The 16184-nt window shown below is 38.6% G+C and carries 8 protein-coding genes and 1 riboswitch; of the genes, 7 read left to right on the forward strand and 1 reads right to left on the reverse strand.

The features are described from left to right. Positions 1–368: 368 nt before the first annotated feature. On the reverse strand, positions 369–1232 hold the full coding sequence (locus OCV72_RS04815) for an AraC family transcriptional regulator (RefSeq protein ID WP_055282256.1): 864 nt from the start codon (positions 1230–1232) through the stop codon (positions 369–371). Positions 1233–1435: 203 nt separating this feature from the next. Here OCV72_RS04815 and OCV72_RS04820 point away from each other — a divergent pair, with 203 nt between their 5' ends. The 7 genes from OCV72_RS04820 to OCV72_RS04850 all read left to right on the forward strand — a co-directional run bounded on the left by OCV72_RS04820 (position 1436) and on the right by OCV72_RS04850 (position 16180). Further along, entirely contained in the window at positions 1436–4474 is a 3039-nt protein-coding gene (locus OCV72_RS04820; RefSeq protein WP_055282258.1) for a glycoside hydrolase family 2 TIM barrel-domain containing protein, read from the forward strand. 168 nt (positions 4475–4642) lie between these two features. Beyond that, positions 4643–6040, forward strand: coding sequence for an MFS transporter (locus tag OCV72_RS04825; protein WP_055282260.1), 1398 nt, complete (start codon positions 4643–4645; stop codon positions 6038–6040). 351 nt (positions 6041–6391) lie between these two features. Beyond that, positions 6392–7192 (forward strand): helix-turn-helix transcriptional regulator, encoded by an 801-nt coding sequence (locus tag OCV72_RS04830; protein ID WP_055282262.1) that lies wholly within the window; start codon positions 6392–6394, stop codon positions 7190–7192. A 314-nt stretch (positions 7193–7506) separates the two neighbouring features. Further along, positions 7507–7582: riboswitch (cyclic di-GMP riboswitch) on the forward strand. A gap of 174 nt (positions 7583–7756) precedes the next feature. Then, on the forward strand, positions 7757–10624 hold the full coding sequence (locus OCV72_RS04835) for a response regulator (protein WP_055282264.1): 2868 nt from the start codon (positions 7757–7759) through the stop codon (positions 10622–10624). A gap of 70 nt (positions 10625–10694) precedes the next feature. Next, positions 10695–11030 carry a response regulator gene (locus OCV72_RS16590; protein WP_055282268.1) on the forward strand — a complete coding sequence of 112 codons (336 nt, stop codon included), beginning with the start codon at positions 10695–10697 and terminating at the stop codon, positions 11028–11030. 80 nt (positions 11031–11110) lie between these two features. Continuing rightward, on the forward strand, positions 11111–14089 hold the full coding sequence (locus OCV72_RS04845; RefSeq protein ID WP_055282271.1) for an ATP-binding protein: 2979 nt from the start codon (positions 11111–11113) through the stop codon (positions 14087–14089). 30 nt (positions 14090–14119) lie between these two features. After that, entirely contained in the window at positions 14120–16180 is a 2061-nt protein-coding gene (locus OCV72_RS04850; RefSeq protein ID WP_055282273.1) for an ATP-binding protein, read from the forward strand. The last annotated feature ends 4 nt before the right edge of the window (positions 16181–16184 follow it).

The following is a 16184-nucleotide window of genomic DNA, read 5'->3' on the forward strand; positions in this document are numbered from 1 at the left end:
CCAACAGTGGCTGGATGTCAATTGCTTTTACACCAGCATCAAAAAGCATCGAGGCGTTGGTAAAGCGGATTTTGTTCTTTCATTTTTCTCAGAATAGCAATTCCGGCTTCTGGAAGTTTTTCGGTGCGTATGCTGTAAAAAGGATTGCCAGCACTAATCTATGGCGAACAAGGAGTGAGTTCGTTGCCGATATAGGACATTACAGGAGAACACATAGATACAGATAATGAGTATATGTATTATTATTCGGTTGAGTTTGTAAAATAAGAATAGCAAAAAGAGAGAAGAGGATGCCATGGAATCGTTGATTTGATGATTCCGTGGCATCCTCTTTTGGAGGGGAAACTGGATTTATGATATTGTGGATTTTAGAACTTGTTTCTTATCTTTCGGTACTCTCTTGGGGAATATCCTTTCAGCTTGTGAAAAAGCCGGCTGAAATAAAGCTGGTTATCATATCCGACAATCTTAGAAATCTCATTGATGGAATAAGTTGTTGTTTCAAGTAACATCTGGGCATTGTTAATTCGGATTCCCACAATAAACTGCATTGGTGTAGAACCTGTGTATTTTTTGAAGTTTCGGATAAACCAGCTGACACTCATTCCACGTGAGGCAGCATAATCATCTATGCTAATATTCTGGTTATAATTTTCACTAAAAAAGGTAACTGCGTTATCCATCTCGTGATCCAGGTATTCATTTTTCGAGATATGTTCCCTGATCAGTTCCCGATGAAAGATGATAAGAAGATGACGGAGCAGAAGGACAAGCATTTCCTCATAATTATCTTGGCAACGCTGAAGCTCGATGATAATACGCTTGAAAATCTGTTCGTATTCCATAGAGGTTCCGACCTGAAATACACGCTCTTTATCCAGGAATCCATATTGCCGTAGGATATTTTTTACATTGTTGCCTGTAAAATGAATCCAGTATACTTCTGTTTTATCTTTTCCATAATATTCATATTTCTGAAGTTCCTTCGGTCTGTACAGTACAATATTACCGGCGGGGACAATCGTTTCGTTATCCACATTGTCAAAATGAAAATGCCCACAACCAGCAGTGATATAGATAATCTGATAATCCAGGCGTCCCCTTGGACGGTAGGTTGGTAACTTTGGATGGCTGGAAAGGCGGTAAGTACCGCAACTTCCTACAACCAGTGGGTGACTTTTGTCTTTGAAATCCATATGGGAGTGGTTTAAATAACCGGTATTCATATACATATGGTAGCACCTCTTTTCCTTTTTTTTGGTTATTGTATCATTTAGTGCATATTTTGTCTAATCCAATTCATAGACATGTTTTGCAGATTAGGATAAGATATATATAGCAAAACAGAGAAGCGTAAACATAAAAGTAAAAGACAAGGTTTGCTGTGGAAAAACAAAGTGCAAAAAAATGTATATGTATTAAAGGAGAGTTATTTATGATTGTACCACGTTATTATGAGGATTTAAGCGTACTGCACGAAAACACAATGCCAGCCAGAGCCTATTATATTCCGGCATCCAGAAGAATGGATAACCTGGTGGAGCACAGGGAAGAGTCAGACCGAATGCAGTTATTGAACGGAACTTGGAAGTTCCAGTATTTTAACAGTATCTATGATGTTCAGGAACCCTTCTTTGAGAAAGATTATGATACAGAAAATTTTGATGAGATTCAGGTTCCGAGTGTATGGCAGATGGCAGGATATGACACACATCAGTATACAAACATCAGGTATCCGTTCCCATTTGATCCACCGTATGTACCACAGGATATTCCATGTGGAACATATGCACATACCTTTGTTTATCACAAAGATGAAAATGCACCAAAAGCTTTCTTGAATTTTGAAGGAGTAGACAGTTGCTTTTATGTATGGATCAATGGCTCTTATGTAGGGTATAGCCAGGTTTCTCATATGACCAGTGAGTTTGATATCACCGACCTCCTTCGGGACGGAGAGAACAGCATAGCGGTTCTGGTCATGAAGTGGTGTGATGGTTCCTATTTGGAAGATCAGGACAAATTCCGTATGAGTGGTATTTTCCGGGATGTGTACATTTTGAAACGCCCAAAACAGGCAATCAGTGATTATCATATTAAAACAAGAATTGAGGATATGCTTGCGAAAGTAGAAATTGAAATGAAATTCTACTCTCCGTTAAATGTAAAAATTTCGATTGAAGATAGAAACGGAGCAGTTGTAGCACTAGGAAGTATTGCTGAAGAAGGAACAGCTGTATTAGAAATCGCAAGTCCGGAACTTTGGAATACAGAAAATCCATATCTATATAAACTGATTCTTGAAACAGAGAATGAAGTAATTGTAGATCACATTGCATTAAGAAAGATAGAGATTAAAGACCAGGTTATTTATTTAAATGGACAGAAGATTAAATTCCGTGGTGTCAATCGACATGATTCTGATCCGGTTACTGGATTTACAATCAATCCGGAACAGATTACAACCGATCTTACGTTAATGAAGCAGCATAATTTTAATGCGATCCGTTCCAGCCACTATCCGAACGCACCATTTTTCTATGAAATGTGTGACAAGTATGGATTCATGGTAATAGATGAAGCAGATATTGAAGCTCATGGTCCATTTATGATCTACAGAAAAGAAGATACTGATTACAATCGGTTCAAACGATGGAATGAGAAGATTGCAGATGATCCGGTATGGGAAGAGGCAATCGTTGATCGCGTAAAACTCATGGTGGAACGTGACAAAAACCGTTTCTGTATTGTTATGTGGTCAATGGGAAATGAGAGTGCTTATGGCTGCAACTTTGAAAAAGCACTGGAATGGACAAAGAATTTTGATCCAGACCGCATCACACAATATGAGAGTGCAAGATACCGTAATTATGATGAAACATATGATTACAGCAATCTGGATGTGTACAGCCGGATGTACCCAGCGCTTTCCGAAATTCAGGAATATCTGGATAAAGATGGAAGCAAACCCTTCCTTTTGGTAGAGTACTGTCACAGCATGGGAAACGGACCTGGAGATTTTGAAGATTACTTCCAGATGATTCAGGATAATGATAAAATGTGTGGCGGCTTTGTCTGGGAATGGTGTGACCATGCGATTGCTCATGGAACTGCTGAGAATGGAAAGATTATATATGCTTATGGGGGCGACCATGGCGAAGAAATTCATGATGGCAACTTCTGTATGGATGGATTAGTATATCCGGACAGAACGGTACATACAGGACTTTTGGAATACAAGAATGTTTACCGCCCGGCAAGGGTTATTTCCTATGACAAAGAAAGCGGAGAACTGGTGCTTCATAACTACATGGATTTTGATGACTTGAAAGATTATGTGAAGATCAGTTATGAACTGACGCAGGACGGGCTTGTAATCAGCAAAGGTAAACTTCCAGAAGTTTCAGCAGCACCACACAGTGAAGGAAAAATAAACCTTAAAATCAATGTGCCAGAGAGTGGAAAATGTTATTTAAAATTTATTTACCATCTGAAAAAGGAATTGCCACTGTTGGATGAAGACCATATTCTTGGATTCGATGAAATTGAGGTAAGCAAAGACGGTGCAAAATGTAAACTTGCTGAGAAATGGCTACAAAAAACAGCAGTGGACTCTGAGTTACAGGTAAATGAAAATGATACACAGATCCATATCAAGGGGCGTGAATTTGCTTATACCATAGACAAACGTACTGCACTCTTTACAGAGATGAAATTCGCAGGGCGGGAATACTTGAACCATCCGATGGAATTAAATATTTGGAGAGCTCCAACAGATAACGATATGTACATTAAGTCTGAATGGAAGAAAGCCCACTATGATAAGGCTTACACAAGAGCCTATACGACAGAGGTTGTGCAGGGAAAACATGGTGTGAAGATTACAAGCCATGCTTCCGTTGTGGCAGAGACAGTACAGAAGATTCTTGATGTGACGATCACATGGAAAATAGAAGCTGCCGGAAAGATTGATGCAGATATTGAAGTAACGAAAGATGATGAATTTCCGGACCTGCCAAGATTTGGTGTGAGGATGTTCCTGGATAAAAAACTTTCAGCTGCACGATACTTTGGAATGGGACCACAGGAAAGCTATTGTGACAAACATCAGGCTGCGAGCCACGGTTTGTATCAGGCAAATGTAGATGATTTGCATGAGGATTATATTCGCCCACAGGAAAATGGAAGCCGTTATGATTGTGAATATGTAGAGCTTAACAACAGCCGATATGGAATTGTGGTCTCTGCGGAAAATGCCTTCTCATTCAATGCTTCTTATTATACGCAGGAAGAACTTGAGGAGAAAACGCATAATTATGAACTGACAGAATCAGATAGTGTAGTATTTTGTGTTGACTATGCACTAAATGGCATTGGTTCTAACAGTTGTGGTCCAGTTGTATTGGAGCAGTACCGATTTGATGATGTATTATTCCGGTTCCAGTTTACACTGATACCGTATATAAAGGGATAATAAAGTTTCATGTAACCCGTAAACAAGGAAAGAGAGTCTGATTGTTATGTAAAGTCCGGATATACAGAGCAATCAGACAAAACAGAGAAAAAACTAGAATTAGACATCATACTCTGTTAGACATCTTGAAATTCTAAGTGCGATGAAGATGAGGAGCAAAGAAATTCGATGGAAGAAAAAAAGTATTTGAAATGGTATAACAAAATTGGATATGGATCAGGCGATATTGCAGGTAATGTAGTCTATGCGTTCCTGACATCTTTTATGATGGTCTATTTGACGGACTCAGTAGGACTTGCTGCAGGTGTCGTAGGTAGCCTGATTGCCGTATCAAAACTATTTGATGGTTTTACGGATATATTTTTTGGATCAATGATTGACAAAACACACAGTAAAATGGGAAAAGCGAAACCCTGGATGTTATATGGATATATTGGTTGTGCCATTACGCTGGTCTGCTGTTTTGCAGTACCAGTCAGCTTGGGAACAACGGCTAAATATGCATGGTTTTTTATCTCTTACACACTGTTAAATGGTGTGTTTTATACAGCAAACAATATTGCTTATTCAGCACTTACGTCACTGATTACAAAGAACAGCAAAGAGCGTGTGCAGATGGGATCTTACCGTTTTATTTTTGCGTTTTCAACAAGTCTTCTGATTCAGGCAATTACAGTTGGATTTGTAGATAAATGTGGTGGAGATGCTGCAGCATGGAGAACGGTTGCTATTATCTATGCAATCATTGGTCTTGTCATAAATACGATTTCAGCACTTTCTGTTAAGGAACTTCCTGAGGAAGAACTTAACGAAGGAGAAGTAAAGGCTGATAATGAAAAGTACGGAATGGTACAGGCATTCAAGCTTCTTGTTAAAAACAAATATTACATGATGATTTGTGGAACATATATTTTACAGCAGTTATATGGTGCCATGATTGGAGCTGGCATTTATTACATGACATGGGTACTGAAAAATAAGAATTTGTTTGGACAATTTGCATGGGCAGTAAATATTCCACTGATCATTGCCCTGATTTTCACACCGACATTAGTTGGTAAGTGGAAAGGTATGTATAAACTGAACTTAAGAGGTTATGTCTTAGCAGTCATCGGTAGAGCACTTGTTGTTGTTGCAGGATATATGGGCAGTGTTCCGCTGATGATGGCATTTACAGCTCTTGCAGCCTTAGGTCAGGGACCATGGCAGGGAGATATGAATGCAGTTATCGCATCCTGCTCTGAGTACACTTATCTTACACAGGGAAAGAGAATTGACGGAACGATGTACTCTTGTACTTCTCTTGGCGTAAAAATCGGTGGAGGTATTGGAACCGCTGTTGTTGGATGGCTGCTTGAGTTCAGTGGATATATCGGAACAAATGCAACTCAGCCGCAGTCTGCACTTGATATGATGCAGTTTATGTATCTTTGGCTTCCGTTAATCTTTGATGTATTGATTATGTTTGTACTTTCAAGAATGAATGTAGAAGATGCAAATAAAAAACTGAAAGCAGAAAAAGGAATTGCTGCAGATGAAGTAACAGATGCATCAGACATAAATTAGAATTGACAGGAGAAAGCGTTGTCTGGTCATTGCTCGATGAGACAGTGCTTTTTTCTATATATAAAGTGATTGAACTGTATTTTGAAAATAAAAAAGGACCACTTCATTTTTGTGAAATGGCCTTAAGAAAATATTCAGTTTTCACAAAATAGTCCTTTTAGTATTTATACATGGTAAGGATGCTCAAAATATTCAATGTAGAATACTAAAAGGTCATTCAGATATTTTTTTAGGTTGCTCATTTGCAATTCCTCCTTTCCTTATTTACAAGTTGATTATAAGATAGGTGTAAAAGGATTGCTTGCCAAATCGAAAGAAGATATAGACAAATGTTGCAAAGGGGAGTATTTCATGCAGTTAAAATATGTTGACACAAAAGAGGAAATCATAGCAATAAATAGGAAGTCAAAACATATTGAACCACATCTTCATAATGCACTGGAGATCGTTTGTGTAACAAGTGGAGCATTAGAACTTGGTGTCGGACAGGAACTATACCATATGGAAAAAGGAGATATAGGCTTTGTATTTCCAGATGTTATTCATCACTATCAGGTACTGACACCCGGTGTAAATAAAGCGACTTATCTGATTGCATCGCCATTTACGATAGCCAAATTTGCAGATATCATGCAATCCATGGCTCCTGAATACCCAATCATCAAAGCGGAAAAGGTTGAACCGGAGGTATATAGGGTTATAAATGCAATTTTAGAGACAGAACAGTCGGATATTACTGTTGCACAGGCATATCTTCAAATTGTGTTGGCACGCTGCATAGGAAAATTAAATTTGGTAGAAAAGAGTAATGTGGGGAGCAACGATCTTATTTACCAGACAGTTTCCTATATATCAGCAAATTTTAAGAAGAAATTTTCGCTGGAAGAGATGGCAAAAGATCTGGGGGTGAGTAAATATGTTTTATCCAGACTCTTTTCCAAAACATTCCATAGAAACTTTAATCAATATCTTAACGATGTAAGGCTGAACTATGCATGCCAGCGTTTGGAAAATACGAGTGATTCTATTACAAAAATTTGTCTGGATAGTGGATTTGAAAGTCAGAGAACATTTAACCGAGTATTTAAAGAAAGATATAAAATATCACCGAGTGACTACCGGAGTACTTGTGTGAAAGAGATGTTGTCATAACATATAGATTAATAAATTCAATAAAAATCTGATTATCAGTCTGAAATAAGTATCTCTGGGTGTTATTTATAATATGGGGTAGTGGTTAATTATTATGTCATGTATGACTGGGGAAGAAACAAACGGAGAACTGTTTCAGAAAAAGAAGTAAATACAGCAGTTAAGGACTTCGGAAGTAGAAGAACAGTTCGAGTATATGTATCGGCTGTTCTTTTTTTATTTTTTGGCGTTAAAACGGTAATGTTTTCTTGTGTACAGTAGAGTGCTATAGTATAATAAAACCAGTTTTTTTTGCATAAGTATTAAAGTTATAATATGGAAATCGGCAAACCAGATGAAAATCTAGGACGCAAAGCTACAGGGCCTGTAAAATGGCAGCCAGTTGCATGCAATGAGGTGCACTGTCTGCTTGGCAGTGCTTTTTTATGGTAGAGCACTTGAATAAGTAATACAGAATCTGTTTGGAAAAATATTGTGAAAAATAGTGGGGAGGTTATTGATAATTAATGAATGTAAAATTAAAATCTGGAAGCAAGCAACTGTAGCCTAGAGGAGGGGAGAAAGATGAAGAAGTGCAAATTAGTACAGAATATAATGAATTTCAAATTTTGTTACATTATATTTTGCACAATTATATGTTTTATTGTTTTATCCGTTCCTACATTTGCCAAAGAAAACTCTGACAATGTTATCCGGGTAGGATCTTTTGAAGAAACTTATAATACCGTCAATGAAAAGGGAGAAAGAAGCGGCTATGGTTATGAGTATCTTCAAGATATTGCAGGTTATGCAGGTTGGACATATAAATACATAACAAGTGATTGGAAAAACTGCTTTACACAGTTGGAAAATGGAGAGATTGATATTCTTGGTGGCATTTCCTATACAGACGAACGTGCTGAAAATATGCTTTTTTCCGATATGCCTATGGGGGAAGAGAAATATTACATCTATACGGATGCATCCAATATGGATCTTACAGCAGGAAATTTGGATTCTTTTGAGGAAAAAAATATTGGTGTGTTTAAAGATAATATAACGGAGGATGTGCTTAACGAATGGGAGTTAAAGTATGGTCTGCATACGCAGCATGTCAATGTTTCTAATACCGCAGAAGTTATGGACAAATTGTCGAAACATGAAATTGACTGCTTCGTTTCGGTAGAAGAACCCCGTTGGGAAGAATCGGAGATTTCGCCGATTACAAGTATTGGAGAGACAGAAATCTATTTCGCTATAAATCCAGAACGTCCGGATATCAAAGAAGCATTGGATAGTGCTATGCGAAGAATCAAGGATGACAACCCATTTTACACAGATGATCTCTACAGGCGTTATCTTTCTGCACAGAGCAGTTCGTTTCTTTCAAAAGAAGAAAGGGAGTGGATCGGGCAGCATGGTGCAATCCGGATAGGGTATCTGAATCAGGATGGAGGTATCAGCAGTGTAGATCCATCAACAGGTAAACTGACAGGTGTTATTACAGATTATGTGGATCTTGCAGAAAATTGTCTGCAAGGTCAGGCGCTGGAATTTGAATTAAAGGGGTATGATACAAGAAGTGAACTGCTTCAGGCATTGCAGGATGGAAGAATAGACCTGATTTTTCACGCAAACCAGAATCCATACTTTGCAGAAACAAATGGATTTGCTTTGTCGGATACGCTATTGACTCTCAATATGGCAGCAATTACGGCAAAGGATTCTTTTGATGAAAATAAAGAGAATATAGTTGCTGTTGAAAAAGATAATTTTGCATTGAAAGCATATCTTTCATACAATTATCCACAATGGGAGGTTATGGAATATGAGACATCAGATGCAGCAGTAAAAGCAATGCAGAAAGGGGAGGCAGATTGTATTGTAAGCAATTCAGGTACTGTTTCAGACTATTTGAAAAATAATAAGCTTCATAGCGTTTTTCTGACAAAAGAGGCTGATATTTCATTTGCTGTTCAGCAGGGAGAACCGGTTCTTTTGTCCATTCTGAATAAAACACTGACATCTATGCCTACAGCTCAATTTTCGGGTGCAGTAGTTTCGTATAATGCTTCTTCACGAAAAGTTACAGCGAAGGATTTTATTCAGGACAATTTACTGGCTGTCTCACTCATAGTTGGAATCTCTATTTTTGTTGTTCTGTGTATAATTCTTGATTCTTTGAAAAAATCAAAACGTGCGGAAGAAAAATCCAAGAAGTCTGCTGAGCAAGCATTGAAGCTGAATCAGGAGCTTGAAGAAAAACAGCAGGAATTACAAAATGCACTTGTAGAAGCACAGAGTGCCAATAAGGCTAAGACTTCCTTTTTAAATAACATGTCTCATGACATCAGGACACCGATCAATGGTATTATGGGCATGCTTACAATTCTTGAAAAAAGCGGAAGTGATGGTGAGCGGGCAAAAGATTGCCTGAATAAAATAAATGAGTCTTCGAAACTGCTATTATCATTGGTAAATGATGTTTTGGATATGGCAAAGTTAGAATCGGATACCGTGGTTTTTAGTGATGAATCCATCAATCTGGATCAGGTATGTCAGGAAATCACGGAGTCACTATCTTTTCAGGCAGAAGAAAAAGGACTTCATGTTATAGGAGAACATGATGATTACAGTGGTATATATGTTTGGAGCAATGCAGTTCATCTGAAAAAAGTATTGATGAATCTGTTTACAAACAGTATGAAGTACAATAAGGTGAATGGTTCTATTTACATGAGTATGAGAACGATTGAAAGATCAGAAGATTACATGACATGTGAATTTAAAATAAAAGATAATGGAATTGGAATGTCAGAAGAATTTATAAAAAATGAATTGTTTACTCCATTTGTACAGGCAGATAATTCCCCACGTTCTGATTATAATGGGACAGGTCTGGGAATGCCTATTGTGAAACAACTTGTAGAAAAGATGGGCGGAACCATAACAGTTGAAAGCAAGCTTGGTGAAGGAAGCTGTTTTACTGTAATACTTCCATTTAAAATTGATACGAATGCACGACCGGAAGAAAAAGAAGATTTTGATGCAGATATATCAGGTGTCCGGATATTATTGGTTGAAGATAATAAGCTGAATGCGGAAATAGCAGAATTTATACTGACGGAAAATGGGGCTAAAGTAGAAACAGTGAAAAATGGGTTAGAAGCTGTTCAGCACTTTGAAGCCTGCGAATCAGGAACATACGATGTTATTTTAATGGATGTCATGATGCCGGTGATGGATGGGCTTACTGCCACAAAAACAATAAGATCCCTGGAACGGCAGGATGCAAAAACAATCCCTATTATTGCTATGACTGCAAATGCATTTAGGGAAGATGCAGAAAAGTGTATGGAAGCAGGAATGAACGCACATCTTGCAAAGCCGTTAGATGATAAAACAATCAAGCAGACTATATGCGAAGAATTGAGAAGCAGTAGGGACAGGTGAAAATTTATTAAACCAGGAGGTTGACAAGGAGACGTATAGAGAAATATATTTGACAGACAGGAGATTTAATATGATTTCGAGAGCAAAGAAATATGTGGCAGTGTTACTGGTTTTTGTATGCGTGTGTATGATATTTTCTCCCCTGACTGCATATGCGGCCGAGGACAGTTCGCAGCATGAAACTGTCAAAGTCGGTTTCTTTGCCATGGATGGTTATATGACAACCAGGGAAATCCGCACTCTGAGGAATAACAGGAAAGCAAATATTCCAATCGTTGCCATGACCGCAAACGCATTCGAAGAAGATAAAAAGAAGGCATTTAAAACAGGTATGAATGCTCATATTGCAAAACCAATTGATATAAATACAATACTTGCTGTTTTTGACCAGGTGTTTGGTGTATAGAAGTTATTGTTTCCCAATTGGAGCATACGTAAGTAGCAAGAAGACAGGCGGCTAATAATTATAAACTGGGGAAAAGTGATATGGAAGAATACAGAGATGATAAAAAAGGTAAATTGTATTACATGGATGAAATCCTTCATAAGATTTCTTCCATGAGTCAGGCAGAGAATGAAAAACAACTGGATGACATTACGCCATCTATACTGAAGAGCGTTGGAAAATATACAGCAGCAGATAGAGCGTATATTTTTGAATGGAGTTCAGAAAAAAAAGAAAGTTTTAAAAATACATTTGAATGGTGTGCCTCGGGAATCGAACCGCAGATACAGAATCTGCAGAAAATTCCCGTCTGCCTGATGCAGAACTGGGTGGAAACATTTATCCAGAAGAAAAATATCATCATTTATGACCTGGAAGAAATAGCAGAAGAAACCCCACAGGAATATGAAATTTTAAAGCCTCAGAATATTCATGCTCTGATTGCTGTGCCGATTTATACAAATCATAAATTTATAGGCTTCATTGGATTGGATAACCCGGATCTGAATCAGAATATGGTGTCCATGAATCTGTTATCTGATGTGGGGTGCCATATGGGAAGTGTCCGTGAAAACCTGAGAATGATGAAGGCACTTGAGGATGCACTGGAAACTGCAAATCTGAATGGAGAAATCATTGATTCCATCAGTAAATTATACTGGCTGATTTACCGAATGAATCTGGAAACAGGAACTTATGAAGAAATATCTGCCGGCAACGAGATGCATAAACTTACAGGCAAGCATGGAAAAACGGAAGAAGCTTTCCGGCATGCTATCAATACAATTGTTGATGGGGAGCATCAGGAAATGATGAAAAAGTTCCTTGATACATCGACTCTGGCTGACAGGCTGAAAGACACGGAAAGTATTGCGGTCGAATACCGGGCACAAAGTGGATCCTGGCATCTGGCAAGATTTATTGTAAAAAAACGGAACCCATCTGGTAAGGTTACAAATGTTCTGTATGTTGTCCGGCAGATTGATAAAGAAAAACAGGTTGAAATTACTTATAAGCAGGAACTGATAAAAAAGAACAGGATTTTGTCAGGACTAAGCCGTGATTATACGACAGCTTTTGTTTTGAATCTGGATACGGATGAGTATGAGTTTGTATTTAATCAGGAGACAAATCATGCCCAGAAACATGAAGAGTTCAAAGCATTTTCAGATTATGTGGATGCCTATGCTTCTGCATTTGCACTTCCGGAATTTCGTGACGTAATGCGTCGGGAACTGGACAGTAATGTGATTAAAAAGCATTTTGAAACAGAAGACGAATATCATTTTTCTTTTGAGACGTCACCAAATGCAGCAGGTCTGTCCTGTTTTCAGGCACATATTGTAAAAGAGTACGAGGAAGGCAGCCATTTTGCGTTCCTTGGTTTCCGAAGTATAGATGAGATCGTACAGAAAGAGCGGTTTTATAAAGATTCTTTGCAAAAAGTAAACCAGGAACTTAAGAATCAGCTGGACATGATCACATCTGCACTGCCGGGTGGTGTGAAAATCAGCAATGATGATTCGGAATATTCTTTTAAGTATGTTTCAGAGCATTTTGCACAGATGCTGGGATATGATACTCCGGAGGAATTGATGGAAGCTTCCGGAGGGACGATTGTTGACCTGGCGCATCCGGACGATCTGGAACAGGGAATTGCACAGGCGTTGGAGCAGTATAGTAAATCGGATCATTATGAAATCACATATCGAATGAAATGCAAAAATGGATCCTGGAAATATATTGAGGACAGGGGACACAAAATTTGCAAACCGAATGGAGTAATCGAACACTGGAATCTGATTCTGGATAAAAATGAACTGGTGGAAAAAACCATTGCCCTGGAGAGCGAGAAAAAAGCAAACCAGAGTAAATCGGATTTTCTTTCCAGGATGTCCCATGATATGCGTACACCATTGAATGGAATTATCGGGCTTATGGATATCTGCATGAAGCACCCGGAGGACAGAACACTGGTGGATTCCAGCCGTCTTAAGGCAAGAGTAGCGGCAGACCATCTGTTGTCGCTGATCAATGACACACTGGAAATGAGTAAACTGGAAAATGAAGAAACAAAAATTTCGAAAGAAGATTTTTATCTGCCGGATCTGCTTCATGAGGTGGAAACCATTGCACAGATGATGGCAGATAAAGAGTGTATTACGATTCATTTTATGGATGATCCTTATTCGATTCCATATCCGAATCTTACCGGAAGCTCCCTGCGTGTAAAACAGATATTTTTAAATCTGATTACAAACAGTATTAAATACAACCGTAAAAATGGCTCAGTGGATTGCTTCTTGAAAGAAGAGAAGCAATCCGATAATAGAGTGTTGGTAGATGTGACTATAAAAGATACGGGAATCGGAATGTCAGAGGATTTCCTGAAGAATATATTTCAGCCATTTGTTCAGGCTGATCAGGGCGCCAGATCACACTATAAAGGTACCGGACTTGGAATGGCGATTGTAAAAGAGCTGCTTGATCGTATGGATGGAACCATTCAGATTGACAGTGTGGAAAATCAGGGCACTTTCATACGTGTGGTCATACCTTTTGAAATAGCAGAAGAACCTGCAGCTGTACAGGAAATGTCTGAATTACCAAAGGAAAATCTGTCCGGGTGCCGTATTCTATTGGCAGAGGATAACGAGCTCAACAGGGAAATTGCGGCATTCCTTCTGAAAGATGAGGGAATTTCCGTCACAGAGGCGGAAGATGGACAGCAGGCAGTGGAATGTTTCCTAAAAATGCCGGAAGGATATTACGATGCGGTTCTAATGGATATCATGATGCCTGTGATGGACGGATATCAGGCAGCCAGGGCGATTCGTGGCAGTGGAAAGAAAGATGCAGAAATGATTCCAATCATTGCCATAACAGCCAATGCTTTTGCTGAAGATAAAAGAAAGACGATGGAGGCAGGGATGGATGCACACCTGTCAAAACCTTTAAATGTACAGGAACTGATGGATACAATCCGAAAATTCTGTGCTGGTAAACAGATATGTCAGTGACCGAGAAGAGAATAACAGAGGGATAGCAGAATGAAAAAGGACAGCGAACTATATAAAAAAATAAGAGTACATTGCTATATTGTTGGATTGATTGCTTTTCTGACAGCATTGATTGTTGGCGTTTTTCTGCTTCATAATTTGGAAAAGGATGAAAAGACAACCGGAAAATATATGGCGCAGATTACTGAGAAAAGAGTCAGGGCAAGACTGGATCAGTATAGCATGCTCTCTGCTCTTTTGGGAAATTATATCAGTGCAGGAGAGAATCTGGATGAGAATACATTTTCTGAACTGGCAGAAAAGATTCCTAATGAAGATGGAGTGATAAAGGCATTTGAACTGGCACCTGAAGGGATTGTTACAGACATTTATCCGAAACAGGGAAATGAGGGGGCTTTTGGACTGGATATGCTGCAGGAACATGAACGGAAAAAGGATGCAATTCTGGCAAGGGATAGCGGGAAATATACGCTTGGAGGACCATACCAGTTAAAGCAGGGAGGGACAGGAGCATTGCTTTTTAATCCGGTTTATCAGGACAATAATTCAGAACAGGAGGAGTTCTGGGGCTTTGTGATTCTGGTGATTGACTGGGATCGTTTCATTGGAGAGATAAATCTTGATTATTTAAGCGATGCAGATTTCTGTTACAGAATTTGGACATATGACAGAGGCAGCAGCGACAAGATTATTTTAGCAGAGAGCCAGGATAATATGTCGGATAATATTCTGACAGTAGAATGTGCAGTTCCCAATAACACATGGTATTTTGATATTATACCCTCAGAGGGATGGAGTCCACGTTCTTACTGGATTATGTGTATTGTCATTTCTTATGTATTCTCATTATTGATTGCTACAGTATTTTATTTAATATCCAGTAAAAAACACAGGGAAAGACAATATGAAGCAGAACTGGAAAAAGCTGCTGAGCAGGCGAAAAATGCCAATGAGGCAAAAACAAGATTTTTATTTAACATGAGTCATGATATCCGGACTCCGATGAATGCAATTGTAGGTTTTTCCGGTTTGTTGGAGAAGAATCTGCAAAATGAAAGAAAGGCAAAAGAATATCTGGAAAAGATACAGTCTTCCAGTAATCTTTTGCTGAGAATCATCAATCAGGTTCTGGAGATGGCCCGGATTGAAAGTGGTACTGCGGTATTGCAGTTAAAAGCTGAAGATATGGATGCATTATTTCACAGAGTAAATACAGTGTTTGAAGAGGATGTCAGAAAGAAGAACCTGCAGTATCATGCTGTTTTAGATGTAAGACATCATTATGTTGTCTGTGATCAGACAAAGTTACAGGAGATCATGCTGAATATTATCAGCAATGCTATAAAGTATACCCCGGAGGGACATTCAATCTATGTAGAAGTACATGAGGCGGTATCAGAGAATCCTTCAAAGATACGCTATATTTTTTCATGTGAAGATACGGGCATTGGTATGAGTGAAGAATATCTTCCACATATCTATGAAGAATTTTCCAGAGAACATAGTACAACAGAAAACAAAGTGCCGGGAACCGGGTTGGGACTTCCTATTATCAAATCTATGATAGAGCTGATGGGTGGAAGTATTCAGGTAGAAAGCAGACAGGGTATTGGAACAAAATTTACGATAGATCTTTCTTTTGACATAGCATTGAAAGAAGAGGTATATGGAAGTGAGGATACCATAGAGTCATCTGCAATTCATACAATAAAAGGGAAAAGAATTCTCCTTGTAGAAGATAATGAGCTGAATGCGGAAATAGCAAAGACAGTTCTCGAAGATGTCGGAGCGTTAATTACCAGAGCGGAGAATGGACAGCAGGCACTGGAACTATTTAAAGAGAAACCGGCAGGAACATTTGATGTAATTTTGATGGATCTGATGATGCCTGTTATGGATGGATATACAGCTACGAGAAAAATCAGGGAATTAGAACGTTCAGATGCAAAAACAGTACCGATTATAGCTATGACAGCAAATGCATTCCAGGAAGATGCTGAAAAGTGCATTGCCGTGGGTATGAACGCTCATTTGGCGAAACCTTTGGATATTGAAAAGATGAAAAAGACTATTAAAAGTATTTGTTCCTAATATA

This window comes from Dorea amylophila, from assembly GCF_025567265.1.
In the GTDB taxonomy this organism is placed as follows: domain Bacteria; phylum Bacillota; class Clostridia; order Lachnospirales; family Lachnospiraceae; genus Dorea_A; species Dorea_A amylophila.